At 67.3% G+C, this 25,427-nt stretch carries 24 protein-coding genes; 15 read left to right on the top strand and 9 right to left on the bottom strand.

All coding sequences use genetic code 11. The features are described 5' to 3' along the window. The first annotated feature begins 4 nt into the window (after nt 1–4). Genes ACYQ1H_RS05595 through ACYQ1H_RS05585 form a run of 3 tightly spaced genes read left to right on the top strand, consistent with a single transcriptional unit; the run spans nt 5 to nt 3,146 of the window. The gene (locus ACYQ1H_RS05595) at nt 5–769 is read left to right on the top strand and encodes a cell division protein ZipA (protein ID WP_460027055.1); all 765 of its coding nucleotides are present in this window, start codon (nt 5–7) and stop codon (nt 767–769) included. Then, nucleotides 766–2,802, top strand: a complete 2,037-nt coding sequence (gene ligA, locus ACYQ1H_RS05590; protein WP_460027054.1) for an NAD-dependent DNA ligase LigA — start codon at nt 766–768, stop codon at nt 2,800–2,802. The genes ACYQ1H_RS05595 and ligA overlap by 4 nt, the downstream gene beginning before the upstream one ends. Next, nucleotides 2,799–3,146 carry a YceK/YidQ family lipoprotein gene (locus ACYQ1H_RS05585; RefSeq protein WP_460027053.1) on the top strand — a complete coding sequence of 116 codons (348 nt, stop codon included), beginning with the start codon at nt 2,799–2,801 and terminating at the stop codon, nt 3,144–3,146. Before ligA ends, ACYQ1H_RS05585 begins: the two co-directional genes overlap by 4 nt. Nucleotides 3,147–3,151: 5 nt before the next feature. Here the strand turns inward: ACYQ1H_RS05585 and ACYQ1H_RS05580 are convergent, their stop codons facing one another. Continuing rightward, nucleotides 3,152–3,931, bottom strand: a complete 780-nt coding sequence (locus tag ACYQ1H_RS05580; protein ID WP_460027052.1) for a fused MFS/spermidine synthase — start codon at nt 3,929–3,931, stop codon at nt 3,152–3,154. A gap of 116 nt (nt 3,932–4,047) precedes the next feature. Here ACYQ1H_RS05580 and ACYQ1H_RS05575 point away from each other — a divergent pair, with 116 nt between their 5' ends. Next, the gene (locus tag ACYQ1H_RS05575) at nt 4,048–4,524 is read left to right on the top strand and encodes an MEKHLA domain-containing protein (protein WP_460027051.1); all 477 of its coding nucleotides are present in this window, start codon (nt 4,048–4,050) and stop codon (nt 4,522–4,524) included. An 18-nt stretch (nt 4,525–4,542) separates the two neighbouring features. On the opposite strand, the gene ACYQ1H_RS05570 is transcribed toward ACYQ1H_RS05575, so the two are convergent. Together ACYQ1H_RS05570 and clpB are read right to left on the bottom strand one after the other, a co-directional pair. After that, nucleotides 4,543–5,904: a sigma-54-dependent transcriptional regulator gene (locus ACYQ1H_RS05570; RefSeq protein WP_460027050.1), complete on the bottom strand. Its 1,362-nt coding sequence runs from the start codon at nt 5,902–5,904 to the stop codon at nt 4,543–4,545. 357 nt (nt 5,905–6,261) lie between these two features. Continuing rightward, nucleotides 6,262–8,847, bottom strand: a complete 2,586-nt coding sequence (clpB, locus tag ACYQ1H_RS05565; RefSeq protein ID WP_460027049.1) for an ATP-dependent chaperone ClpB — start codon at nt 8,845–8,847, stop codon at nt 6,262–6,264. A 169-nt stretch (nt 8,848–9,016) separates the two neighbouring features. Here clpB and ACYQ1H_RS05560 point away from each other — a divergent pair, with 169 nt between their 5' ends. The 7 genes from ACYQ1H_RS05560 (at nt 9,017) to ACYQ1H_RS05530 (ending at nt 15,622) form a co-directional block, all read left to right on the top strand. Next, complete coding sequence (locus ACYQ1H_RS05560; RefSeq protein WP_460027048.1) at nt 9,017–9,700, top strand: sulfotransferase family 2 domain-containing protein; 684 nt, start codon at nt 9,017–9,019, stop codon at nt 9,698–9,700. Between the two features lie 13 nt (nt 9,701–9,713). Next, the gene (locus ACYQ1H_RS05555; RefSeq protein ID WP_460027047.1) at nt 9,714–10,763 is read left to right on the top strand and encodes a glycosyltransferase family 9 protein; all 1,050 of its coding nucleotides are present in this window, start codon (nt 9,714–9,716) and stop codon (nt 10,761–10,763) included. An 85-nt stretch (nt 10,764–10,848) separates the two neighbouring features. Next, nucleotides 10,849–11,829: a tRNA dihydrouridine synthase DusB gene (gene dusB, locus ACYQ1H_RS05550; protein WP_460027046.1), complete on the top strand. Its 981-nt coding sequence runs from the start codon at nt 10,849–10,851 to the stop codon at nt 11,827–11,829. Then, nucleotides 11,826–12,116 carry a helix-turn-helix domain-containing protein gene (locus ACYQ1H_RS05545; RefSeq protein WP_460027045.1) on the top strand — a complete coding sequence of 97 codons (291 nt, stop codon included), beginning with the start codon at nt 11,826–11,828 and terminating at the stop codon, nt 12,114–12,116. The genes dusB and ACYQ1H_RS05545 overlap by 4 nt, the downstream gene beginning before the upstream one ends. A 39-nt stretch (nt 12,117–12,155) precedes the next feature. Then, complete coding sequence (gene purH, locus ACYQ1H_RS05540) at nt 12,156–13,718, top strand: bifunctional phosphoribosylaminoimidazolecarboxamide formyltransferase/IMP cyclohydrolase (protein ID WP_460027044.1); 1,563 nt, start codon at nt 12,156–12,158, stop codon at nt 13,716–13,718. Between the two features lie 41 nt (nt 13,719–13,759). Next, nucleotides 13,760–14,998 (top strand): (Fe-S)-binding protein, encoded by a 1,239-nt coding sequence (locus tag ACYQ1H_RS05535; protein ID WP_460027043.1) that lies wholly within the window; start codon nt 13,760–13,762, stop codon nt 14,996–14,998. Nucleotides 14,999–15,136: 138 nt separating this feature from the next. After that, nucleotides 15,137–15,622 carry an ester cyclase gene (locus tag ACYQ1H_RS05530; RefSeq protein WP_460027087.1) on the top strand — a complete coding sequence of 162 codons (486 nt, stop codon included), beginning with the start codon at nt 15,137–15,139 and terminating at the stop codon, nt 15,620–15,622. Between the two features lie 79 nt (nt 15,623–15,701). On the opposite strand, the gene speD is transcribed toward ACYQ1H_RS05530, so the two are convergent. The 3 genes from speD to prlC form a co-directional block, all read right to left on the bottom strand. Next, nucleotides 15,702–16,499, bottom strand: a complete 798-nt coding sequence (gene speD / locus ACYQ1H_RS05525) for an adenosylmethionine decarboxylase (protein WP_460027086.1) — start codon at nt 16,497–16,499, stop codon at nt 15,702–15,704. A 104-nt stretch (nt 16,500–16,603) separates the two neighbouring features. Beyond that, nucleotides 16,604–17,026: an OsmC family protein gene (locus ACYQ1H_RS05520; RefSeq protein ID WP_460027042.1), complete on the bottom strand. Its 423-nt coding sequence runs from the start codon at nt 17,024–17,026 to the stop codon at nt 16,604–16,606. 116 nt (nt 17,027–17,142) lie between these two features. Continuing rightward, nucleotides 17,143–19,188 carry an oligopeptidase A gene (prlC, locus tag ACYQ1H_RS05515; RefSeq protein WP_460027041.1) on the bottom strand — a complete coding sequence of 682 codons (2,046 nt, stop codon included), beginning with the start codon at nt 19,186–19,188 and terminating at the stop codon, nt 17,143–17,145. 113 nt (nt 19,189–19,301) lie between these two features. Between prlC and ACYQ1H_RS05510 the strand changes: the two genes are divergently transcribed. Continuing rightward, nucleotides 19,302–19,940 (top strand): DUF938 domain-containing protein, encoded by a 639-nt coding sequence (locus ACYQ1H_RS05510; RefSeq protein ID WP_460027040.1) that lies wholly within the window; start codon nt 19,302–19,304, stop codon nt 19,938–19,940. Between the two features lie 10 nt (nt 19,941–19,950). Here the strand turns inward: ACYQ1H_RS05510 and ACYQ1H_RS05505 are convergent, their stop codons facing one another. Genes ACYQ1H_RS05505 through ACYQ1H_RS05495 form a run of 3 tightly spaced genes read right to left on the bottom strand, consistent with a single transcriptional unit; the run spans nt 19,951 to nt 22,067 of the window. Beyond that, nucleotides 19,951–20,379: an ATP-binding protein gene (locus tag ACYQ1H_RS05505; protein WP_460027039.1), complete on the bottom strand. Its 429-nt coding sequence runs from the start codon at nt 20,377–20,379 to the stop codon at nt 19,951–19,953. A gap of 15 nt (nt 20,380–20,394) precedes the next feature. Further along, on the bottom strand, nt 20,395–20,724 hold the full coding sequence (locus tag ACYQ1H_RS05500) for an STAS domain-containing protein (protein WP_460027038.1): 330 nt from the start codon (nt 20,722–20,724) through the stop codon (nt 20,395–20,397). A gap of 59 nt (nt 20,725–20,783) precedes the next feature. Further along, a complete protein-coding gene (locus ACYQ1H_RS05495; RefSeq protein WP_460027037.1) occupies nt 20,784–22,067 on the bottom strand; it encodes a hemolysin family protein in 1,284 nt (427 codons plus the stop codon). 384 nt (nt 22,068–22,451) lie between these two features. On the opposite strand from ACYQ1H_RS05495, the gene ACYQ1H_RS05490 reads away from it, so the two are divergent. The 3 genes from ACYQ1H_RS05490 to ACYQ1H_RS05480 are packed head-to-tail and all read left to right on the top strand — an operon-like array spanning nt 22,452 to nt 25,415. Continuing rightward, a complete protein-coding gene (locus ACYQ1H_RS05490) occupies nt 22,452–23,279 on the top strand; it encodes an ABC transporter permease (protein ID WP_460027036.1) in 828 nt (275 codons plus the stop codon). Continuing rightward, complete coding sequence (locus ACYQ1H_RS05485; protein ID WP_460027035.1) at nt 23,279–24,523, top strand: ABC transporter ATP-binding protein; 1,245 nt, start codon at nt 23,279–23,281, stop codon at nt 24,521–24,523. The genes ACYQ1H_RS05490 and ACYQ1H_RS05485 overlap by 1 nt, the downstream gene beginning before the upstream one ends. Nucleotides 24,524–24,572: 49 nt before the next feature. Continuing rightward, complete coding sequence (locus ACYQ1H_RS05480) at nt 24,573–25,415, top strand: sulfotransferase family protein (RefSeq protein WP_460027034.1); 843 nt, start codon at nt 24,573–24,575, stop codon at nt 25,413–25,415. Nucleotides 25,416–25,427 lie beyond the last annotated feature (12 nt).

The raw sequence follows: 25,427 nt of genomic DNA, 5'->3' as shown, positions 1-25,427 counted from the left end.
AGCGATGGATAGAGATACCGTTCGCCTGTTATTGATCGCCACTGGCCTGGTCGTGCTGGCGGGCATCTATCTCTGGCACCGCTTCCGGCAGCCCTTGCTGAGCCGGCTGTCGCGCGGATCCGGAGCGGACCAGCCAGACCATGGCGCGGGGGACGAGGCCGAAGCCCCGGACGACGATTTCGAGGAGACCGTCCGCATCATTACGCCCGGCGCCGGTACCCGCAAGGAACCCCAGCTCGACGGGCTCGACTTCGCCGACATGGAGGAATACGAGCTGGAGTCGATCGTCGGGGAGGAGACGCGCGCCGACAGCGGCGCGCCGGCAGCGGCCCAGGCGGGCGAGGGTGGCGCCCCGTTCCTGATCCAGGTCAGCGTGGTGGCCGGCCCCGGGCGTTTCTTCCACGGCGCCGAGCTCAGGCAGGCGCTGCTGGACGCCGACCTGCTGTACGGCGAGATGGGCATCTTCCATCGCTACGACCGCGACCTGGCCCAGACCCAGTTCAGCGTCGCCAGCCTGGTCGAGCCCGGCACCTTCCCCATCGACGCCATGGAGCATTTCGACTGCCCCGGCATCGTGCTGTTCTTCCAGACCGCGCGGGTGTCCGATCCGCTCGGCATCTACGACGATCTGGTCAACACCAGCCGCGAGCTGGCCCAGCGCCTGCATGGCATCCAGTGGGACGAGGCCCGCCAGCCGCTGAGCGCCAGCAAGGTCGCCCACATGCGCAACCTGCTCAAGCAACCCATCGCCCCGTCACCGACCGCGTGAACGTTCCCGAACCCGTCCGCCGGCAGGTCGCCGAACTGCGCGAGACCATCGATTTCCACAACCGCCGCTACCACCAGCTCGACGACCCGCTGATCGCCGACGCCGAGTACGACCGGCTGCTGCAAGAGCTGCTGCGGCTGGAGCAGGCCTACCCGGAACTCCGGACCGCCGACTCCCCGACCCAGCGGGTCGGCGCCCCGCCCGTCGAGGCATTCGCCGCGGTGCGCCATGCCGTGCCGATGCTGTCGCTGGAAAACGCCTTCAGCGCGGAGGATCTGGCCGACTTCGGCCGCCGCATCGCGCAGCGGCTGGGACGCGAGGTCCAGGCCTACGTGGTCGAACCCAAGCTGGACGGGCTGGCGGTCAACCTGGTCTACGAGCACGGCGTGCTGATCCGGGCCGCCACCCGCGGAGACGGCCAGACCGGCGAGGACATCACCGCCAATGTCCGCACCATCCGCAGCATCCCGCTCAAGCTCATGGGCTCGGGCTGGCCGGAACGCTTCGAGGCACGCGGGGAAGCCTTCATGCCCCGCGACGGTTTCCGGGCCCTCAACCTGCGGGCGCTGGAGCAGGGTGAAAAGACCTTCGCCAACCCCCGCAACGCCGCCGCCGGCAGCCTGCGCCAGCTGGACCCCAGGATAACCGCCAGCCGGCCGCTGAGCTTCTATTGCTATGGATACGGCCTTTACCCCGAGGAGCAGCTGCCCGAAACCCACAGCGCGCTGCTGGACCGGTTCCGGGACTGGGGCATCCCCGTCAATCCGGCAATGCGGGTGGTCGAGGGGATCGAGGCCTGCCTGGCCTATTACCAGGATCTGCTGACACGCCGCGCCGCCCTGCCGTACGACATCGATGGCGTGGTCTACAAGGTCGATGCGCTGGCCGATCGCGCGACGCTGGGCCATGTGGCCCGCGCGCCCCGCTGGGCCATCGCCCACAAGTTCCCGGCCGAGGAGGCCACCACCCGCGTGACGGCCATCGACGTCCAGGTCGGCCGTACCGGCGCCCTGACCCCGGTGGCCCGGCTGGAACCGGTCTTCGTCGGCGGCGTCACCGTCACCAACGCCACCCTGCACAACGCCGACGAGGTGCACCGCAAGGACATCCGCGTCGGCGATACCGTCGTCGTCCGGCGGGCCGGCGACGTGATCCCGGAAGTCGTCAGGAGCCTGGCGGAACTGCGACCGGCGGATGCCACGCCATTCGGGATGCCGGACCGCTGCCCGGTCTGCGGCTCGGAACTCGAGCAACTGGAGGACGAGGCCATTGCCCGCTGCAGCGGCGGCCTCTACTGCCCTGCCCAGCACAAGGAGGCCGTCAAGCATTTCGCCTCCCGCAAGGCCATGAACATCGACGGCCTCGGCGACAGGCTGGTCGACCAATTGCTGGAGAAGGGCCTGATCGCGACGGTGGCGGATCTTTACCGGCTGGAAACCGAACCGCTGGCCCGGCTCGAACGCCTGGGCGAGAAATCCGCCGCCAATCTGGTCGCCGCCATCGCCGCCAGCCGGCGGACCACCCTGCCGCGCTTCCTCTACGCGCTCGGCATCCGCGAGGTCGGCGAGGTCACGGCGCGCACGCTGGCCGAGCATTTCCGCGACCTCGAGCCGCTGATGCACGCCAGCGAGGCCGAGCTTCAGACGGTTCCCGACGTCGGGCCATCGGTGGCGCATCACCTCCACACCTTCTTCCGGCAGCCGCACAATCTGGCCGTCATCCAGGACCTCAGGGCCGCCGGGGTCGCGTGGGAAAGGCTGCCGGAACGGCCCGAGCCCACCGCCCTGCCGCTGGCCGGCAAGACCTTCGTCATCACCGGTACGCTGGCAGGCCTGTCGCGCGAGGACGCCAAGGCGCTGGTGCTGTCCCTGGGCGGCAAGGCGACCGGCAGCGTCTCGGCCAGGACCGACTATCTGGTCGCCGGCGCCGAACCGGGCGCCAAGCTGACCAAGGCACAGGCGCTGGGCGTGCCGATCCTGGACGAAGCCGGCTTCCTGGCGCTGTGCCATTCTCCCGCCACGGAGGCCGCATGAACCGCCGGCTCGCCGCCCTGGCCGCTTCGTTGCTGGTGGCGAGCGGGACCGGCTGCACCACGATGATGCTGGAGAAACAGGGCAAACCCAAGGCCGAGCATGCCAGCGTCTGCCCGGTGGTGTACTCGATGACCCGCCTCGATGTCGCGGCACTGGACTGGGCATTTGCCGCCGACCCCAAACCCGCCGATCCCTGCCTGGCCCTCTATTATCCGAAGGCGGCGCAGGACACGCTGTACCAGACCTCCACCCGTTACCTGTCACCGCTGATGATGCTGAGCCTGCCGCTGGACGTGGTGCTCGACACGCTGGTCCTGCCCATCAGTCTCAGCCGGGCAGATTAGCCGCCTCAGCGCGGCCAGGGCGGTGCGAGGCGCTGCAGCAGCCGGGTGAATTCGATGCCCAGCGATTGCTGCAAGCGCTGCGCCGCCGCCAGGGCCTCGCGAAAGCGGATCGGCGGGCCGCCGGACCGGAGACCGACACCGATGACGTTGCCGCGCCCCATGACCGGCAAGGCATGGGCGGCGCATGGAAAATAGAGCTTTACCAGGCGCATCACGGCACGGAAGGATTCGGCATGGGCGCTCCAGAGGTTGACGCTGAACACGCCGCCCGGCGCCAGGCAGGTGGCGGCAGCGGAGAAGAAGTCGTGCTGCATGACAAAGGGCGCCACGCCCTGATCATCGAAGGCATCGACCAGGATCAGGTCGAAATCGCGCTCACCCCGCGCAGCCAGGACATTGATGTACTCGCCCGCGTCGGCGATGCGAATGCGCAGCCGCGACGATTCCGGCAGGCCGAAGTACTCCCGCGCGATCTCGATCATGGCCGGTCGCAACTCGACCGCCTCGATGCTGGCCCCCCGGCAGTGGGCCAGCAGGAAGCCGGCCAGCGAGCCACCTCCCAGGCCCAGCAGCAGGATGCGGCGCGGCGTGGCGACGAAGGCAAGGCCGATCAGCATGGCCCGCAGGTACGGCAGTTCCAGCCGCTCCGGAGTGGCGAGACAGAGACAGCTCTGCCGGGCCGGCGTCCCGAAATGCAGGGAGCGGATGCCATGGGTCTCCACCACCTCGATGAGCCCCATGTCATCGCGACGGCTGTGCAGTACCCTGCCCCCATACTTGGTCATGCTGTCTCCCCTGGCATCGGACCGATGCTATCGGGCCCGGCGGCGGACGACAAGCTGCCCGGCGGGGCCTGCCCGGGCTAGAATCCCCCTCTCATCAGAGCCACACCACGCCACGCATGACCGCGCCGCCACCGCCCTCCGAAGCCAACCAGTTCCTGGCCGAGCATGTCGGCCTCATCCGCCGCAGCTTCCGGCACTGGACCGGACGCGAGCTGACCCCGGCGCGGATGAGCGATGCCGAAGCCGCGCGCTACCTCTACACGGCACCCTGGGCACTGCTGTCGCACGACACGCAGCCCGATCCGCTGTTCAACTACGCCAACCAGACGGCACTGGGTGTTTTCGCCATGACCTGGGACGAGATGACCCGCTGCCCGTCACGCCTGTCGGCGGAGGCGGACCGGCGCGAGGAGCGCGCCGCCTTGCTGAGGGATGTCGCCGAGCGGGGCTACTCGGACGGTTACCGCGGCATCCGCATCGGCCGGCACGGGCGCCGTTTCGTCATCGAGGCGGCAACCGTCTGGAATCTCGTCGATGCCCGCGACATTTATCGCGGCCAGGCCGCCAGCTTCGGGCACTGGCGCTGGCTGTAGCGGCAGCGCCGCCGGCCGTCATTCGGCAAGCGTGCGGGTATCCTCGCGGATGCCGTGCTTGTCCATCAGCCGGTACAGCGTCATGCGCGAGACCCCCAGCAGGCGCGCAGCCTGGGAGATGTTGTGTCCGGCCTCGACCAGTGCCGACACGACTACCGCCCTCTCGGCCTGCGCCTTGGCCGCGCCCAGACGCATGACACCGGGCCGGCGCGGCGGGGCGGCGCTGGCCTCGCCCAGTCCCAAGTGCTCAGGCAGCAGAGTGGCGCCATCGGCGACCAGGACCGCCCGCGCGATGCGGTTGATCAGTTCGCGCAGGTTGCCCGGCCAGTCATGCCGGGGCAGCAAGGCCAGCGTTGCGGGCGCAAAGGCAAAGGCCGTACCGGGAAACTGCTGACGCAGGGACGCCCGCGCCAGGCTCTCGACGTCCTCGGCCCGCGCGCTGAGGCCCGGAACGCCGATCCGCAGCCGGGCAAACTCATTCCGCAAGGCCGGCAGAAAGTCGCCGTCGGCAACGGCCCGGTCGAGATCGCCGCCGGAGGCCACCATGATCCGCACATCGACCGGGATGAAGTCCTCGCCGCCACGGCGCCGGAACACGCGTTTCTGCAAGAGCTGCAGGAGATCCTGCTGCACCGCCAGCGGCAGGACATCGACGCCGTCGAGGAACAGCACGCCCACCTGGGCGCTGTCGATACGGCCCCGGCGCATGGCCGAACCGCTGGCGGCACGGGTCTCCCCGACACCGAACAGCTCGGCCCGGATGTCGTCCGCTGCCGCGCCGGCAAGGCAGGTGAACGGCACGAAAGGCGCGAGACTGCGCCAGGATCTGCGATGGATGGCGCGCGCTGTCATGGCCTTGCCCGACCCCGGGGGGCCCTCGATCCAGACCGGGGAATCGGACTCGGCGGCCCGCTCGACATCGGCCTGCAAGCGCAGGGCCGGCGGACTGCTGCCCTGCAGGATCAGCTCGGGCCAGAGCACCCGGGCTTGCCCGGCGCCGGGCAGGTGGGCATGGCGAACACCGGCCCGGTACAGCGTGAAGCCCAGTCGCTCCGGACTCACCGGCAGGACCTGATAGTCCTCGAAATAGGTGCCGAGCAGGTGCAGCAGATCCTGGGTCAGGGTCACCTCCGGCTCCAGCAGCGCCACCCAGGGCCGGCAGGGGCTCTGGGCGATCAGCCGCTGGACGGGCAAGCCATCGGCCAGCGCGCGCGCGCCGATGACGGCCAGGCCGACGCCCCTGCCGTCCTCGGTCTTATGCAGATAGGCCGGCTGCGCGGCGTCGATGCGGGTTACCCGCCAACCGGCGTCGTTGATCAGGGCAAGGATTTGCCCACTGCTCGCGTGAGGGTCATACAAGAGGCAATTGCGTGCATCCATGACAGCGTGTGCCTGATTCCATCTCCGGTTGCAGCCCGGGGCGCGATCGGGCCATCGTGTTGCAGGTTGAGGCGTGCGCGAACGCCGGCCGGCACGGGCTCTGGAAGGCGAGGGGAGTGGCCTCGAAGCAGTTCAGTTCCAGCCAGTCGCCGGCAACCGCCACCGTCGCGGGCCCGGCGCGGTCGACACCCGGGCGGCATTCTACACGACCGCCCAAGCACGAACCGGTGGCCCGGCAAAGCCGTCCCGCCCGGCTGGCGCCGTCAGGCTGCGACCAATCGGCCGACCGGTCGCAGCTCCCGCCCGGGGCGGGACCACGGCGGCTTGCCCGGCCGGAGCCTCCGCCTCAGCCCGGCATCACGCCGCCGCCGTCACCGAGAACACGATCCTGCCTGCCTCGGCATCGGCGGTGACGGTATCACCGGAACCGATGCGGCCGGCCAGGATGTCCTGCGCCAGGGCATTTTCCAGCTCCTGCTGGATGGCGCGCTTGAGCGGACGGGCGCCGTAGATCGGATCGAAGCCGGCCGCGCCCAGATGGTCCAGGGCAGCGTCGGCAACCACCAGCGCGATGTCGCGCTCGGCCAGCCGCTGCTCCAGATAGCCGATCTGGATCTTGCAGATGGCGCGGATCTGGTCCCTCTGCAAGGGATGGAAGACCACCACCTCATCCACCCGGTTGATGAATTCCGGGCGGAAGTGCAGGCGCACCACGGCCATGACGGCCTCCTTCATCAGGGCGTAGTTCTCCTCGCCGGCCAGTTCCTGGATGCGGTCGGAACCCAGGTTGGAGGTCATGATGATGACCGCGTTGCGGAAATCCACCGTACGGCCATGGCCATCGGTCAGGCGGCCGTCGTCCAGCACCTGCAGCAGGATGTTGAACACGTCCGGGTGGGCCTTCTCGACCTCGTCCAGCAGGATCACGGCGTAGGGCCGGCGGCGCACCGCTTCGGTCAGGTAGCCGCCCTCCTCGTAGCCGACGTAGCCGGGCGGCGCGCCGATCAGCCGGGCCACGGAGTGCTTCTCCATGAACTCGGACATGTCGATGCGGATCATGGCCTCCTCGGTATCGAACAGGAACGAGGCCAGCGCCTTGCACAGCTCGGTCTTGCCGACGCCGGTGGGACCCAGGAACAGGAACGAGCCGTTCGGCCGGCGCGGGTCGGACAAGCCAGCCCGCGAGCGGCGGATGGCGTCGGACACGGCGCGGATGGCTTCCTGCTGGCCGACCACGCGCCGGCCCAGCTCGGCCTCCATCTGCAACAGCTTCTCGCGCTCGCCCTCCAGCATCTTGGCCACCGGGATGCCGGTCCACTTGGAGACGACCTCGGCGATTTCCTCGTCGGTGACCTTGTTGCGCACCAGGGTCGCCTCCTGCGCCTCGGCGGCATCGGCGGCCTCCAGCTGCTTCTGCAGCTCGGGAATCTCGCCGTACTGGAGCTGCGACATGCGCGCCAGATCACCGGCGCGGCGGGCAGCCTCCAGGTCGAGCCTGGCCTTTTCCAGCTTCTCCTTGATGGCGGTGTTGCCCTGCAGGGCGGCCTTCTCGGCCTTCCAGACTTCCTCCAGTTCGGCGTATTCGCGTTCCATCTCGTCGATGCGCTCCTGTAGCTCGCTGAGACGGCGGCGGGACGCCTCGTCGGTCTCCTTCTTCAGGGCCTCGCGCTCGATCTTGTACTGGATCAGGCGGCGATCGAGCCGGTCCATCTCCTCGGGCTTGGAGTCGATTTCCATGCGAATGCGGCTGCTGGCCTCGTCAACCAGGTCGATGGCCTTGTCCGGCAGGTTGCGGTCGGTAATGTAGCGGTGCGACAGGGTCGCCGCCGCGACGATGGCCGGGTCGGTGATGGTGATGCCGTGATGCACCTCGTACTTTTCCTTCAGCCCGCGCAGGATGGCGATAGTGTCCTCGACGCTGGGTTCGTTGACCAGCACCTTCTGGAAACGGCGTTCCAGCGCGGCGTCCTTCTCGATGTACTGGCGATATTCGTCCAGCGTAGTGGCACCGATGCAGTGCAACTCGCCGCGCGCCAGCGCCGGCTTGAGCATGTTGCCGGCGTCCATGGCGCCATCGGCCTTGCCGGCGCCGACCAGGGTATGGAGTTCGTCGATAAAGAGGATGACCTGACCTTCCTGCTTGGCGATGTCGTTGAGCAGCGCCTTCATGCGCTCCTCGAACTCGCCGCGGAACTTGGTGCCGGCGATCAGCGCGGCCATGTCCAGCGCCAGCAGCCGCTTGGACTTGACGCCCTCGGGCACCTCGCCGTTGATGATGCGCAGCGCCAGCCCCTCGACGATGGCGGTCTTGCCGACGCCGGGCTCGCCGATCAGCACCGGGTTGTTCTTGGTGCGGCGCTGCAGCACCTGGATGGTGCGGCGGATCTCGTCGTCGCGACCGATCACCGGGTCCAGCTTGCCCTGCTCGGCGCGGGCAGTCAGATCGATCGTGTACTTCTGCAGGGCGCCGCGCTGCTCCTCGACGTTGGGGTCATCCACTTTCTGGCCGCCGCGCACTTTCTCGATGGCCTGCAGCAGTTGCTCGGGCCTGAGTCCGGCCTTTTGCAGCGCCTCGCCAACGGCACCCTTGTCCTCCAGCGCCGCCAGCACGAACATTTCGCTGGTGATGAACTGGTCGCCACGCTTCTGCGCCAGCTTGTCGGTAAGATTGAGCAGCCGGAGCAGGTCGCTGGAAATCTGTACGTCGCCGCCGGTGCCCTCGACCCGGGGCAGGCGGTCGAGAATCTGGCCCAGGGTGCTCCTGAGGCCCGCCGCGTTGACGCCGCACTGGGTCAGCAGCGGGCGCACGGTGCCGCCGTCCTGATCCAGCAGGGCGATCATGACGTGCACGGGTTCGATGAATTGCTGGTCCTTGCCGAGGGCCAGACTCTGCGCGTCGGCCAGGGCCGATTGAAACTTGCCGGTCAATTTATCCATACGCATGGTGGTTCAGCATCCCATGAAGTTGAGTTGACGATGGCCACGATGTTGGGATGTTTCGCTCCCGATCAAGGTCTGGCCAGCGCTGCTCCGGCGGGGCCGCGTTTCTCGGCCTCCGGCGATCGCTGCTATCCTGCACCGATTTCCACGCCGCCGAGCCGTCACGTCCGCCATGCTGCTGTCCCTGCGCTACAACTTCCTCTTCGTCCATATCGCCAAGACCGGCGGCACCAGCATCCGTGACTCGCTGTGGCGCTACAAGTGGAGCGACCCCTATCGGCTGCCGCAATTCCTGTGCAGCCGCATCAGCGCGCTGACGGGACACCGGATCGGCGCCAAGTTCCCCCGTCACGCCAAGCTCATCGCCGCCAAGGAGATGCTGCCGCGCGAGGTGTTCGAGAAACTGTTCAAGTTCGCCTTCGTGCGCAACCCCTGGGATCTCCAGGTCAGTTCCTATCACCACATCCGCCGCGAACGACCCGACGTCATCACCCACATCGACGGCTTCGAAGCCTTCCTGCGCTGGAAATTCGATCCCGAGCGGCCGCCGCAATACCACGCCGACATGTCGGTGGAGCTGCAAAGCGATTATCTGGTCGACCTGCACGGCAACAACCTGATCGACTTCACCGGCCGCTACGAATTCCTGCACGACGACTTTGCGGAAGCCTGCCGGCGCATCGGCATCGCCTGTCCGGCCCTGCCGCACGCGCGCAAGGCCAAGGACCGCCAGCACGATTATCGCGCCTACTACAACGACACCATGGCGGAACTGGTCGCCCGGCATTACCGGCCCGACATCGAGCGCTTCGGCTACCGTTTCGACGCGCCGCTGGCCTCCAGTCTGGGCAGCTGACGGCCGCTCCCGCATGTCGCCGCAGCGCATCCTCATCATCCGCCTGAGCGCGATCGGCGACATCATCATGGCCTCGGGCCTGATACCGGCCCTCCGCAGCCTCTGGCCCGAGGCGCGGATCGACTGGCTCGCCGAGACGGCACAAACGGAACTGCTGCGACACAACCCCCGGCTGGACCAGGTCATCGCCCTGCCCCGCGGACGCTGGAAAACGCTGCGCCAGGCCGGGCGCCTCGGCGAACTGGCGCGGGAAATGGTCGCCATGGCCGGCCGGCTGCGGAGCGCACGCTACGACCTGGCGCTGGATCTGCAAGGTCTGCTGAAGAGCGGGGTCTGGGCCCGGGCCAGCGGCGCGCCGCGACGGATCGGCCTGGGCTCGCGCGAGGGCAGCCAGTGGCTGATGAGCGAGGTGATGCCGCTGCCGACGCTGGATGACGACCCGCGCCTGGGCAAGGAGTACCGCGACCTGGCGGTCCGCCTGGGCGCGCGGCCCGATCATTTCGTCCCGGACATCGCCGTGCCCGATTCGGCCTGGGATTCGGCGGCCGCACTGCGCGCCAGCAACGGCATTGCCGGCGACTACGCGGTGCTGGCGCCGTTCACCACCCGCCCGCAGAAACACTGGTTCGACGAGCGCTGGGCGGAGCTGGCCGGGCGGCTGCCGGCGCACCTCACGCCGGTCATGCTGGGCGGCCGCGGGGATGTCGAGCGGGCCGCCGGCATCGCGGCCCGGGCCGGCGGCCCGCTGGTCAACCTGACCGGCTGGACCAGCCTGGCGGAATGCGCCGCGCTGATCGGATCGGCCCGGCTGCTGATCGGCGTCGATACCGGCCTCACCCACCTCGGCACCGCCATGCGGACGCCGACCGTCGCGCTGTTCGGCTCCACCTCGCCCTATCTCGACACCGGGCGGGCGGATGGATGCGTGCTCTACCAGCCGCGCGACTGCTCCCCCTGCCATCGCCGGCCGAGCTGCGGCGGGCGCTTCGACTGCATGGGCGCGCACTCGGTCGATCGGGTGCTAGCGGCAGCGGACACGGTGCTGGCGGCCCGGCCGGGCTGAGCGGCCGGGCCGCCGAGCCGGCGGCGCTTTGCATGCGGGCGGGATGCTGGCTACACTTGCGCGCTTTTTTCCGGCCCAAGCCCCCATGCAGATCGGCCCCCACATCCTGGCCAACCGACTGATCCTGGCCCCCATGGCCGGCATCACGGACCGACCGTTCCGCAGCCTGTGCCGGCGCTATGGCGCGGCGCTGGCGGTCAGCGAGATGATCTCGGCCAACCCGGCCCTGCGGCACGACCGCAAGACCCTGCTGCGTACCGACCACCGCGGCGAAACGGGCCTGCGCGCCGTGCAGATCCTCGGCAACGAACCGGCCGACATGGCCGAGGCGGCACGCATCAACGTCGACCGGGGCGCGCAGATCATCGACATCAACATGGGCTGCCCGGCCAAGAAGGTCTGCAACAAGGCCGCCGGTTCGGCGCTGCTGCAGGACGAAAGACTGGTGGGACGCATCCTGGCGGCGGTGGTCGAGGCGGTCGACACCCCGGTCACCCTGAAGATCCGCACCGGCTGGGACCCCGCCAACCGCAACGCCGTGCGCATCGCCAGGGTCGCCGAAGACAGCGGCATCCAGGCGCTCGCCGTGCACGGCCGCACCCGCGCCTGCGGGTTTTCCGGGTCTGCCGAATACCGTACAATCCGGCACGTCAAGCGGTCCGTCAGGATTCCCGTGATCGCCAACGGGGACATCGACAGCCCGGCCAAAGCGCTGGCCGTGCTGGAACAGACCGGCGCCGATGCCGTCATGATCGGACGCGCGGCCCTGGGCCGACCCTGGCTGTTCACCTCCCTGGCCAGAACACTGAATCGGGAACAACCGGCCGATCCGCCGGACACAACCGAGATTTGCAACCTGATTCTCGAACATGTACAGGAGCTCCATGCCTTCTATGGCGAACACCAGGGGTTGCGCATCGCCCGCAAGCATGTCGGCTGGTACCTGGATCATCTTGCCTGCCCCATGAATCTCAAAGCCCGTTTCAACACCGAACACACCGCGCGCGGCCAGCTGGCCGTCATGACCACCGCCTTGGCACAGCTGATTGAGGCCCGGGCCGCATGAGCGGCACGCCCAATGGCGCCGACGGCAGGCTCGACGGGCTCCTGGCCGACTCCGGCCAGGATGGCATCCTCAGTCACCATGTCCGCCAGGCACTGGACGACTACTTCGCGCGCCTGGATGGTCACGGTGTCACCAACCTCTATGATCTGGTCATCGCCGAGGTCGAGCAGCCGCTGATCCGCACGGTGCTGGAGCAGTGCGGCCACAACCAGACCCGCGCCGCCCAGGTGCTGGGCGTCAGCCGCAGCACGCTGCGCAAGAAGATGAGCCTGTACGGCATCGACTGACTCCGCCATTCCCTTCTTCCACTTCCAGGCAAGACCGCCATGAATCCTCGCGTCACCCGTGCCCTGCTCAGCGTTTCCGACAAGACCGGCCTGGTCGAACTGGCCCGGGGGCTGGCGTCGCTCGGCGTCGAAATCCTCTCCTCCGGCGGCACCTACAAGGCGCTGACGGAGGCCGGCATCGCGGCGACCGAAGTCTCGCGCTATACCGGCTTCCCGGAGATGATGGGCGGCCGCATCAAGACCCTGCATCCGAAAATCCATGGCGGCATCCTCGGCCGGCGTGGCACCGACGAGGCGGTCATGGCGGAGCACGGCATCGGCTCCATCGATCTCGTGGTCGTCAACCTGTACCCGTTCGAAGCCACGGTGGCCCGGCCCGGCTGTTCACTGGAGGATGCGATCGAGAATATCGACATCGGCGGCCCGGCGATGATCCGGGCCGCGGCCAAGAACCATGCCGCCGTCGCCGTGGTGGTCGACCCAGCCGACTACACGGCCGTGCTGGACGAACTCGGCAGCCGGGACGGCGTCCTGACCGACGCCACCCGTTTCCGGCTGGCCATCAAGAGCTTCCGCCACACGGCAGCCTACGATGCGGCCATCGCCGCCTACCTCGGCGGGGTCGAGGGCAGCGAGCGCTTCCCCGATCCGCTGGTGCTGCGCTTCCGGCATGCCCAGGGCATGCGCTATGGCGAGAACCCCCACCAGCAGGGCGCCTTCTATGTCGAGCCGCACCCGCCGCGCGGCTGCGTGGCCAGCGCCCGCCAGCTGCAGGGCAAGGAACTGTCCTACAACAACATCGCCGACGCCGATGCCGCGCTGGAGTGCGTCAAGTCCTTCACCGACGGCCCCGCCTGCGTCATCGTCAAGCATGCCAATCCCTGCGGCGTGGCCCTGGGCGCAACGCTGACGGCCGCCTACGAACGTGCCTACGCCACCGACGCGACCTCGGCTTTCGGCGGCATCATCGCCTTCAACGCCGAACTCGATGCCGAAACCGCCCGCGCCATCGTCGAGCGGCAATTCGTCGAAGTGATCCTAGCACCGCGCATCGCCGCGGCCGCCCTGCCCGTTCTGGCGGGCAAACCCAATATCCGCGTGCTGGAAACCGGCCACTGGGACACCGATGCCGCCGAGGGCTGGGACTACAAGCGGGTCACCGGCGGGTTGCTGGTGCAGGCGCGCGACAATGGCCACATCCTGCGCACCGACCTCAGGGTCGTGACCCGGCGCGCGCCCAGCGAGCGGGAAATCACCGACCTGCTGTTCGCCTGGCGGGTGGCGAAATTCGTCAAGTCCAATGCCATCGTCTACGCCAGTGACGGCCAGACCGTCGGCGTCGGCGCCGGCCAGATGAGCCGGGTCTACTCCGTCCGCATCGCCGCAATCAAGGCCGCCGACGCCGGGCTGCCGGTAGCCGGCTCGGTCATGGCGTCGGACGCCTTCTTCCCGTTCCGGGACAACGTCGACTCGGCGGCCGCCGAGGGCGTGGCCGCCATCATCCAGCCCGGTGGCTCGGTGCGTGACGAGGAAGTGATCGCCGCCGCCGACGCGCATGGCATGGCCATGGTCTTCACCGGCATGCGCCATTTCCGGCACTGAGGCCGGCCAGGCACGCCCCTCGCCCGGCCGACGCCCGCCCCATGCGCGACCCGCAGCTCGCCGCGGAAACCGATATCTGTGTCAAGTGCGGCCTGTGCCTGCCGCACTGCCCGACCTATCTCAAGACCCAGGACGAGAACGAGTCGCCGCGCGGGCGCCTGTCCCTGATCCAGGGCTGGGCCCGGGACGAACTTCCGCCGACGCCGGCCCTGCTGGAGCACATCGACAACTGCCTGCTGTGCCGGGCCTGCGAATCGGCCTGTCCCGCCTACGTTCCCTACGGGCGCATCGTCGACCGCTTCCGTGGCGAGACCGGCGCGGCGGCGCACGGGCAGGCACTGGCGCCGCGCCTGAAAAAGGCCGTCATCCGGGCGGCGCTGACCCGCGCCCCCCTGGCCACGATCAGCGACCGGCTGCTGTCCGGCTCGGCCCGGGGCGTGACCACCGCCCTGGCGCGCCTGGCCGGCGCGGGGGAGATGACCGCCGGCCTCCCGCCCGCCGACGCGGCGCCGCTGCCGGCGCCGGGGCTCCATCGCCCGCCGCAGGGGCCGGTGCGTGGCAGCGTCGAGCTGTTCCTGGGCTGCACGGCCGGGCTGGCCGATCGCGCCACCGTGCAGGCGGCCATGACCGTGCTGCACCGGCTCGGGCTGGCGGTCGACATTCCCGCCGGGCAGACCTGCTGCGGGGCACTGGAGCAGCATGCCGGCGAACCGGCCGCCGCGAGCGAGCGCATCCGCGAGAACCTGCATGCCTTCGCCGCCGACCAGGATGCCCCCCCCATCGTCAGCTTCGCCAGTGGCTGCGGCGCCATGCTGCGCGAATACGACCGGGACGACGCCTCGGATGCTGCCCGCGCCTTCAGCCGGCGGGTGCTCGACATCAGCCAATTCCTCACCGGGCAGGCCTGGCCGGAGGGGCTGGCCGTCAAGCCGCTGCCGCGCACCGTCTGCCTGCACGCGCCATGCAGCCTGCGGAACGTGCTGCGCGCCGACCGCCATGCCCTCGCGCTGCTTGGCCGCATTCCCGAACTGAAGGTCGTCGCCCTCCCGGCCCAGACCCGCTGCTGCGGCGCCGCCGGCAGCTACCTGATCGACCACCCCGGGATGGCCAACGCCCTGCGTGAGGACGTGCTCGACGCCATCGCCGCCGCCCGGCCCGCCCTGTTGCTGACCTCCAATCCCGGCTGCGCCATGCACCTGCGCGCCGGCCTGCGCCAGCGTGGCCTGGCCGACATCGAGGTCCTGCATCCGGTGACACTGCTGGCCCGGCAGCTGGGGTAGGCCAGCCCCCGGCGGGGGCTGGCCATGGCGGCGGGCGGCGTAACGGCAAGACCATCGGGCTCAGCCCATCGGCACGACACCGGGAGCAAAACATGACAGCGGAAAACCTGACACCCCGCCAGCAGCGCCTGATCCGCCCTGTGGGAGCAGCACGTAGGCTACGAATTCGAAACCCGGGATACCGAGTCCACGCTGGACACCATGGTGCCGCATGCCTGTGTCAATCATATTCCGGTGATGACCGGCGGGCGGGGCCGGGAGGAGCTGCGCCGGTTCTATGGCGCCAGCGTCACCCCGCAGATGCCGCCGGACACCCGGATGACCCTGATCGGCCGCACCGTCGGCCATGACCGCCTGGTCGACGAGATGGTTTTCGAGTTTACCCACACGCTGGCCATGCCGTGGCTGCTGCCGGGTGTTCCGCCCACCGGCCGGCACGTCAAGGTGATGCTGGTCGCCAGCGTCGGCTTCGAGGGCGATCGCCTGGTCAGCGAGCACATCTACTGGGATCAGGCCACGGTGCTGGTACAGCTCGGCCTGCTGGACCCGACCGGGCTGCCGGTGTGCGGCGCGGAAAGTACCGACAAGGCGCTCGACCCGGCGCTGCCGGCGCGACAGCCCTGAAACAACGGCGGCAGGCTCACAGGGACCCATGAAAAAACCGGCGCAAGGCCGGTTTTTTCATGGGCGGCCGGCGACCGGTTCAGCGGCGCAGCTTGTAGTTCCGGCCATAGAAGATTTCCGCCATCTCCTGCTTGAGCTGGCGCTGGATGCCGATCCGCTCTTCCGGGGTCAGGGCATCCTTGTCGGTGTCGAACAGGTAATTGTCGAGCACGAAATCCTTCAGGATCATCTTGGTATGGAAGATGTTCTCCTGGTACACGTTGACGTCAATCATCTGGTAGCGCTCGGCGGTCACGTCGGAGATGTAGTTCTGGATCGAGGTGATCTCATGGTCGATGTAGTGCTTCTGGCCGCTGATGTCGCGGGTGAAGCCACGCACCCGGTAGTCCATGATGACGATATCGGACTCGAAGCTGTGGATCAGGTAGTTCAACGCCTTCAGGGGCGAGATGCGGCCGCAGGTGGACACATCGATATCCGCGCGGAACGTGCTGATGCCACCGTAGGGGTGGCTTTCCGGATAGGTGTGGACGGTGATGTGGCTCTTGTTGAGGTGCGCAACCACGGAATCAGGCAGGGGACCCGGCTCCTCCATGTTGCCGACCAGCGACGGCGCATCGTGGCCCTCGGAGATCAGCATGGTGACGCTGGCGCCCTGCGGTTCATAGTCCTGCCGGGCCACGTTGAGGATCTGGGCACCGATGATGGCGTTCACGTCGGTCAGTATCTGGGTCAGCCGCTTGGCGTTGTACATCTCGTCGATGTACTCGATGTAGCGGCGCTGCTGCAACTCGGTCTTGGCGTAGCAGATGTCGTAGATGTTGAAGCTCAGCGACTTGGTCAGGTTGTTGAAACCGTGCAGCTGGAGTTTGTCGATGTCCATCGAATTAACGATACCCCGTCATGAGTGAACCCTGCGCGGGCAGGGATGAAACGCCAGGAACAAGCCGGTGGCGCAAGGCTGGCCCGGTCGCGGCGGGCTCAGGCATCGGCCTCGACGAGCGCGAAACTGTGCGTGACCGTCGCGGTCTTGCCGAGCATGATCGAGGCGGAGCAGTACTTCTCGGCGGACAGCTTGACGGCGCGTTCGACGGCGGCCTCGCTCAACCCCCTGCCGGCAACCACGAAATGCAGATGGATACGGGTGAAAACCTTGGGGTCGGTCTCCGCGCGCTCGGCCTCGAGCAGGGCCTCGCAGGCACGGATGTCGTGGCGGCCCTTGCGGAGGATGTGGACGACATCGAAGGATGCGCAGCCGCCCATGCCGATCAGCAGCATCTCCATCGGCCGCAGGCCGAGGTTCCGGCCACCGGACTCCGGCGGGCCATCCATGACCACGGCATGCCCGCTGCCGGACTCGCCGAGGAACATGGCATTTTCAACCCACTTGACGCGCGCTTTCATCGGGGCACCCCCTGCAAAAAACAGCCGCGTAATTTAGCACAAGCGCATGTCGGCTTTAAGGGTTTTTTCCAGGCCCGGGGCGCCCGGTCAGCGGCACAGGGCACCCCGGCGGGTGTTCAGGCGGCCTCGGCAAGACCGCTGTGGCGAAGCAGCGCGTCGACCCGGGGCTCGCGCCCGCGGAACGCCACGAACAAGTCCATGGCGCCCGCGCTGCCCCCCTTTTCGAGAATGTTCTCCAGGAAGGCGCGGCCGACCTCCGGGTCGAAGATGCCGCGCTCCTCGAACAGCGAGAAGGCATCGCTGGACAGGACCTCGGCCCATTTGTAGCTGTAGTAGCCGGCCGCATAGCCGCCACCGAAGATGTGCGAGAAGCTGTGGGGGAAGCGGTTGAACGATGGCGGGGTGACCACGGCAACGCGCTGGCGCACCTCCTCGAGGATCGGGTAGACGCGCCCGCCCCGTGCCGGATCGTAATCGCGGTGCATGCGGAAATCGAACAGGGCGAATTCCAGCTGCCGGACCATCTGCATGCCGGACTGGAAGTTGCGGGCGGCGATCATCTTGTCCAGCAGCGCCTGCGGCAGGGGCTCGCCGGTCTCATGATGGCCGGAGATCAGCGCCAGGGCCTCCGGCTCCCAGCAGAAGTTCTCCATGAACTGGCTGGGCAGTTCGACCGCATCCCATTCGACGCCATGGATGCCGGAGACCCCCAGGTGATCGACCCGCGTCAGCATGTGCTGCAATCCGTGGCCGAACTCGTGGAACAGGGTCTGCACCTCGTCATGCCGCAGCAGGGCCGGCGCATCGCCGGTCGGCGGCGTAAAATTGCAGGTCAGGTAGGCCACCGGATGCCGCACATGCCCGCCGCGCCGGCGGCGGGTGACGCACTCGTCCATCCAGGCGCCACCGCGCTTGTGCGGGCGGGCATAGAGATCGAGATAGAATCCGCCGCGCAGGTCGCCGGACGGATCGCGGATCTCGTAGTAGCGGACATCGGGATGCCAGGTGTCGACGCCGGTCCTTTCCTGGATGGTGACGCCATAGAGCCGTTCCACCACGGCGAACAGTCCCGACACGGCCCGGTGCGCCGGAAAATAGGCGCGGACCTCTTCCTCGGACAGATTGTACTTGCACTGGCGCAGCTTCTCCGAGGCATAGGTCCAGTCCCAAGCGCCCGGCGTATCGATCTCCAGCGCCTGCTCCGCGAACGCCTTCAGCTCGGCCAGATCGCGGCGGGCGGGCGGCAACGAGCGGTCGGCGAGATCCTCCAGGAAGCGCACAACGGCATCGGTGGAGGGTGCCATCTTGGTGGCCAGGGACAGTTCGGCGAAATTGCGGAAGCCGAGCAGCTGGGCTTCCTCGTGCCGCAGCGCCAACAGGCGTTCCATGACCTCGGTGTTGTCCCACCGGCCGGCGTCGGGCCCCTGGTCGGAAGCGCGGGTCGCATAGGCGGTGTAGCACTCGCGGCGCAGCTCGCGGTTGTCGGCATAGGTCATGATGGCGATGTAGGACGGAAACTCGAGCGTGAACAGCCAGCCCGGCAGCCCCTTGGCAGCCGCGGCCTGGGCCGCCATGGCGCGCGCCGAATCCGGCAGACCGGCCAGCAGGGATTCGTCCTCGATGTGTTTCGACCAGCCCTGCGTGGCGTCCAGCACATGATCCTGGAACTGGCTGCCGAGCCGCGACAGCTCCTGGGCGATGTCCTTGAAGCGCTGCTTCTGCGCCGGCGGCAGGTCCACTCCGGACAGGCGGAAATCCCTGAGGGCGTTCTCGACGATCCTGCGCTGGGCCTGATCCAGCCCGGCGAAGGCCGGACTGTCGGCGATGCTGCGGTAGGCGGCGTAGAGCCGATCGTTCTGGCCAACCTCGGTCGCGTACTCGCTGAGCAGCGGCAGGCAGGCGTTGTAGGCTTCCCGCAGGGCCTCGCTGTTGGCCACCGCGTTGAGGTGCCCGACCGGCGACCAGGCCCGGTTGATGCGGTCGTCGATGTCCTCCAGCGGCTCGACCAGGTTGTCCCAGGTGAACGGGCCGGCGGCCGCCAGCCGTTCCTCGATCAGGCGCCGGCTATCGTCGATGAGCTGGCGCATGGCGGGCATGACGTGTTCCGGCTTGATCCGGGAGAAAGGCGGCAGGGTATGGTCTTCCAGCAACGGATTGTTCATCGTCGAAATTCCTTGAGAAGGTCAAAAAACAGCATCATATGACCGCAAGGTCACGCAAAATGTTCGTCCAGCCCGCTGCGCCGGGTACCGGATGGAAACCGGACACCACCGCCATGCACGACGACTCCGCCCGCCGGCACGCCCCGGCCACCGAACGCAACCGCGACCCCATCCTGGCCGTGCTGCACCGCGTGCTGCCGCCGGCCGGAACCGTCCTGGAAATCGCGAGCGGTACCGGCGAGCATGCCATCCACTTTGCGCCCCGCCTGCACCCCCGCCACTGGCAGCCCTCGGACACCGCGCCAGCGGCGCTGGCCAGCATCGCGGCCTGGCTGGCACGGCACCCCGCGGACAACCTGCTGCCGCCGATAACGCTGGATGCCACCGACCCGGGCTGGCCACAGCGGCTGGCAGGCACACGGCCCGCCATCACGGCCATCGTCTGCATCAACCTGATCCACATCGCGCCCTGGTCGGCCTGCCTGGGGCTTCTGGCCGGCGCCGGCCGCTTGCTGCCGGCGGCAGGCCGGCTGGTGCTGTATGGTCCCTTCCGGCGCCACGGCGAGCATACGGCCCCCGGCAACACGGCTTTCGACCACAGCCTTCGGGCGCGGAATCCGGCATGGGGCGTGCGGAACCTGGAAACGGTGGCGGCAGCCGCCCGGGAAGCGGGGCTGGTCCTCATCGAGGTCGTGCCCATGCCCGCCAACAATCTGATCACGGTGTTCGCGCCGGCATCCCCGGCCGCATGAAGGCGGGCGCTCAGGCCAGCGCCTTGTGCATCTCCAGCACGTTGCCGGACGCGGTCTTGCTGTAGCTGACGTTGTCCATCAGGGTCCGGATCAGGAAGATCCCGCGGCCCCGCTCGCTGAGGATGTCCAGGTCCGGGGAGGGGATGAGGTCGAGGTCGAAACCCTGGCCGTGGTCGTAGACCCGGATGCAGAGGTCGTCTTCCTCGATGAAGATGCAGACCCGGACGGTATGGTCGGAATCCACCGGCGTGGAGTGCTCGATAGCGTTGACCATGGCCTCGGTCAGCACCAGGTTGAGATGGTAGGCCAGCGCCTCGCGGTCGCCGCCATAGTGATCCAGCGCGCGGGCCACCTCCTCGGCGATATTGCCGATGAGGCTCAGATAGCGCTTCTTGTTGGGCACCACGATATCGACGTGGATATCATCTCTGTCGTTCATGCCGGCCCCCCGAGCCTAAACCAGCGCGGCCTCGACCGTGGGAAAGATTTCGAACACCCGATGCAGGCGGGTCAGCTCGAACATCGACTGGACCCGTGGTTGCAGGCCCGCCAGGGCGAAGGAACCCGAGCGCAGATTGGCATTCTTGTAACCCGACAGCAGGGCGCCCAGGCCGGAACTGTCGATGAAACTGACGCCGGAGAGATCCACGATCAGGCGCTGGCCGCCGGCCTCCAGGAGCCCGAGAATGTAATCCCGCAGTTCCCCCGAGTTCTGCGCGTCCAGGCGCTCTTCCCGCAGCGAGACGATGGTACGACCGTCGCGGGTCTCCGTCGTGATATTCATGGTCCTCCCCACATCATGCGTTTGCGGCGGCCCCGACCGCCGCCGATCGCCGGGGCGGTCTAACCCTCGGCCTTGGGGCGTGACGATACCAGAATCTTGTCGACCCGGTTGCGGTCCATGTCAACCACCTCGAAGGTCAGACCGCTCCAGTCGAAATGGTCGCTGGCGCGCGGTACATGGCCCAGCTGCATCATGACGAATCCGCCCACGGTGTTGTAACCACCACCGGCCTCGTCCGGCATCGCTTCCAGCGAGAACAGCTGCTTGAACTTCTCGATGGTCAGGGTGCCATCCAGCAGCCAGCTGCCGTCATCGCGCCGGATCGCCTCGGGCTCATCGTCCCCGGCCTCGTCCGAGGGGATATCGCCGACGATGGCCTCCATCACGTCCTTGAGCGTCGCCAGGCCCGCCACCTCGCCATACTCGTCGACCACCAGGGCCAGGGCGATCTTGGAGCGCTTGAATTCCTCCAGCAGCTGCACCGAACTCAGGGACTTGGGGATGTAGTTGGCCGGTCGCACCGCCGCCGTCAGCTTCAGCGCCTCGCCGGACAGGGCGCGCCGCAGCAGGTCCTTCGCCTCGATCACGCCCAGCACGTTGTCGAGACCGTTGCGGCAGACCGGGATGATGGAATGCGGGCTCTCGATCAGCCGGCGGCGGTTTTCCTCGATGGGGTTGGCCACGTCCAGGTAGTACATGTCCATGCGCGGGGTCATGATGGCGCCGACCTTGAGGGCGTCCAGGCGCATGACATTCGACACCAGCTCCTTTTCGCCCTTGTGAAAGACGCCGGCCTCCATGCCCTGGTCGATCATCAGCCGGATCTCCTTTTCCGATACCAAGGGCTCCTCCGACTTCTGCGCGCGCAGCAGCCACAGCACACCGTCGGTGGACCAGCTCAGCACCTTCACCAGCGGATAGGCCAGCAGGGACAGTCCGCGCATCGGCCCCGCCATGATCATGGCGATCTTCTCGGGTTTCAGGAGGGCCAGGCGTTTCGGCACCAGCTCGCCGATGATGAGGGAAAAATAGGTAATGCCGACCACCACGATGGCCAGCGCCAGCCCCTCGCTGTAGGGGGCGAGCAGCGGGAACTGCCGCAAGTAGGTGTCGAGCCGGCCGGACAGCGCCGCTTCGCCCAGCGCGCCGCTCATGATGCCGATCAGCGTGATGCCGACCTGGATGGTGGAGAGGAAATGACTCGGTGCATTGGCCAGTTCCAGGGCCGCCCGGGCCCGGGTAACCCCTTCGTCGACCGCTTGCTGGAGGCGAATTTTGCGGGCGGAGAGAATCGCGATTTCTGACATCGCAAACAGGCCGTTGAGGATGAACAGGCCTGTCAATAAGAGAACGTCCATTCAAGGCGTAAATGATCGGCGGGGGGCTAGGTTAGCGAATCCCCGGGTGGAGTGCAAAAAGGCATCCCTTGCCGCCTTGCCGCGATCCCCTTACCATGATTCGCCTTTCACCGGGGCTTGCCGAGGGCGGACCGGCGATTGTCCCGGTCCGCCAGCCGCCCGTGGACGAGCCTGCCGCGGGCGGTGCCATGGACAGGGGGTTTCGCCGTGCATGACCCGGCCGGCGGGTTGCTCCAGTGAACCTTGCGCCGTCCGCCAACGCCGTCGCTCCCGGCCCCTGGACAAGCGAACCCGCGCCTGGCGCACGATAGGCCCGCAATCCCGCATCCGACGTTTGCCCGTGAATCACCAGCCCCCGCCACGCTGACGATGTCCGCTCACCAAGAAATCCTCATCACGCCGAATCGCATCGTCGGCAACTACTGGCGCGACATCTGGCGCTATCGCGAGCTGTTCTGGTTCATGGCCTGGCGCGACATCCTGCTGCGCTACAAGCGCATGAGCATCGGCGTGGCCTGGGCGGTGCTGCGACCGCTGCTGACCATGCTGGTCTTCACGCTGGTGTTCAGCCGCGTGGCGCGGCTGCCGTCCGATGGCGTGCCCTACCCGCTGCTGGTGTTCGCCGCCATGCTGCCCTGGCAGTTCTTCGCCTCCGCCTTTGCCGACGCCGGCAACAGCCTCAGCAACAAGGAAACCATCATCACCAAGGTCTATTTCCCCCGCCTGATCGTCCCGGCCAGCGCCATCATGGTGAGTCTCGCCGACCTGATCTGCGCCCTGGTGGTGCTCGTCGCCCTGTTCGCGTGGTACCAGCGGCTGCCCGACTGGCGCCTGCTGGCCTTGCCGGGCTGCATGGCGCTGGTGTTCCTGGTCGCCCTGGGCGCGGGCCTGTGGATCTGCGCCCTGACCGCGCAGTACAAGGATTTTCGCTACCTGACGCCATTCATGGTGCAGCTGGGGCTCTACCTTTCGCCGGTCGGCTTTTCCAGCAGCGTCGTGCCGGACGCCTGGCGCGATCTCTTCGCGCTGAATCCGATGGTCGGCGTGATCGAGGGCTTCCGCTGGTCGCTGCTGGGACTCGCGCCCGATGGCTTGACGCGCCATGTGGGCATGGCCCTGGTCATGGGGCTGCTGCTGCTGTCGACCGGACTCCTGTATTTCCGGCGGGTGGAGCGCAACCTGGCGGAGTTGCTCTGATGTCGCGGGTCATCCAGGTCGAGGGGCTCGCGAAAAAGTTCGCCCTGCGCCACCTTGCCAGCGGCGAGAACTACAGCACCTTCCGCGATGCCGTGGCCACCGGCCTCAACCGGGCTTCGCGCGCCCTGCTGCGCCGGCAGGCACCCGCGGCGGGCGAAGCCGTCGAGGAATTCTGGGCCTTGCAGGATATCGGCTTCTCGATCCGCAGCGGCGAGAAGGTCGGCATCATCGGCCGCAACGGCGCCGGCAAGTCGACGCTGCTGAAGATCCTCTCGCGCATCATCGAGCCGACCCGCGGCGAGATCCGCATCCGCGGACGGGTGGCGAGCCTGCTCGAGGTAGGCACCGGCTTCCACCCCGAGCTGACCGGACGCGAGAACATCTATTTCAACGGCGCCATCCTCGGCATGACGAAGGCCGAGATTCGCGCGCGCTTCGACGACATCGTTGCCTTCGCCGAGGTCGAAAAGTTCCTGGACACGCCTGTCAAGCATTATTCATCGGGCATGTACGTGCGACTCGGCTTCGCCGTGGCCGCCCACCTGGAGCCGGAAATCCTCATCGTCGATGAGGTGCTGGCCGTGGGCGACGTCAGATTCCAGAAAAAATGCCTGGGCAAGCTCCAGGAGATCGGCAATACCGGACGGACGGTGCTGTTCGTCAGCCACAACATGAGTGCGGTCCTGCAATTTACCGACCGGATCCTGCTGTTGCAGGCTGGCAGGATCATCCAGGACGGGGACAGCGAATCCGGGGTCAGGGGCTATCTGCGCCTCAACGAGGAGGCGTCCCAGGCACGCAACCTGGCGGCGCGGGTACCCTGGTTCCAGATTGCCAGTCTGGCTTTCGAGCAAACCCGCATGGAGGTGGGTTTCAACAAGCCGCTTCGCCTGCGCCTAGAACTCGCGACGGATCGGCATCTCGGGGAAACGGAGATCGTCCTGCCCATCATCAACAGCATCGGCGCCCGCATCGTCACCGCCCGCGCGGTGCTGCCCAGCCTCTCCCCGGGCGTCCACGGCCTCCTGTTGAAGATCGCCGACCACCGCCTGATCCCCGGAACCTATCTGATCTCGCTGACCATCCGGCACCGCGCGGAGGTCCTCTTCACGCAGGAGCAGGTGATCGCTCTCGAACTGGTAACCGACGAGATCGAGGATCCCTTGCTCACCCCCTTTCTGACCCGCGGAAAGGACCGCTTCGGCTGCTTCTGCCCCATCGAGATCGAGGCAACAACCGCCTGACCGGATATCCGGCATGACGTCCCTTCCATCGCCGCCCGCATCAATCCCCATGATCAACACCCTCAAATCCGTCAAGAGCGCCTGTGGAGCAGCCCTCATCGAGCGTCTCAGAGCCCTGCGCTGGCACCCTTACCAGAGAAACTGCCCAATGATCAGGGCCGCACTGGAGCGCATGCCCCGGGAGCAATTACTTTATGCTGTCAACATTTCCGATCGCCACCGCTACGTCTACATGGACAACCCCAAGACTGGCTGTTCCTCACTAAAGTCCGCTCTGGTGCAGCTGGAACTGAAGGACAGTCAGACCCACATGGACCATTATGACTGGCGGGTCTTCCACGATAGATCGGTATCCCCCCTGACCCGCCTGGATAACCTGCAACACCCCACCTCACTCAGTGCGCTCCGCAGCGAAGGCTATCGCTTCATCACGATGGTGCGGAACCCTTACACACGCCTGCTTTCCTGCTATCGGGATAAAATCCTCGGCAATTCTTTCCAAAAACGCGAAATCCTGCAGGTGCTGGGCAAGGCTGACCAACCCATCGAAACCATGGTGACGTTTGCCGAATTTATAAGGTCGATTTCAGGGCAGCAGGATATCGAGATGAATCCCCACTGGCGGACGCAGACCTCACATATTCTCCATGGTATCGTCGAGTATGATTTCATCGGACGATTCGAAACATACGCACGGGACTTTATTGAGAGTTTCCGGGTGCTGGGCATTGCGGAGGAGGATATCCCGGAGCAACGCCATCTCAACAGAACCAAGACCGATGCCTCCGAACATTGCCGGGACTTCTACACGCCGGAGCTTCAGGAGGCCGTGTACCAGAGATTCCGACCGGACTTCGAAATTTTCGGTTATTCATCCGAGATCCCGCTGTAACCGTGCCGTACC

Source organism: Methyloparacoccus murrellii, from assembly GCF_054657115.1.
This window is presented reverse-complemented; position numbering and strand designations above follow the sequence as displayed.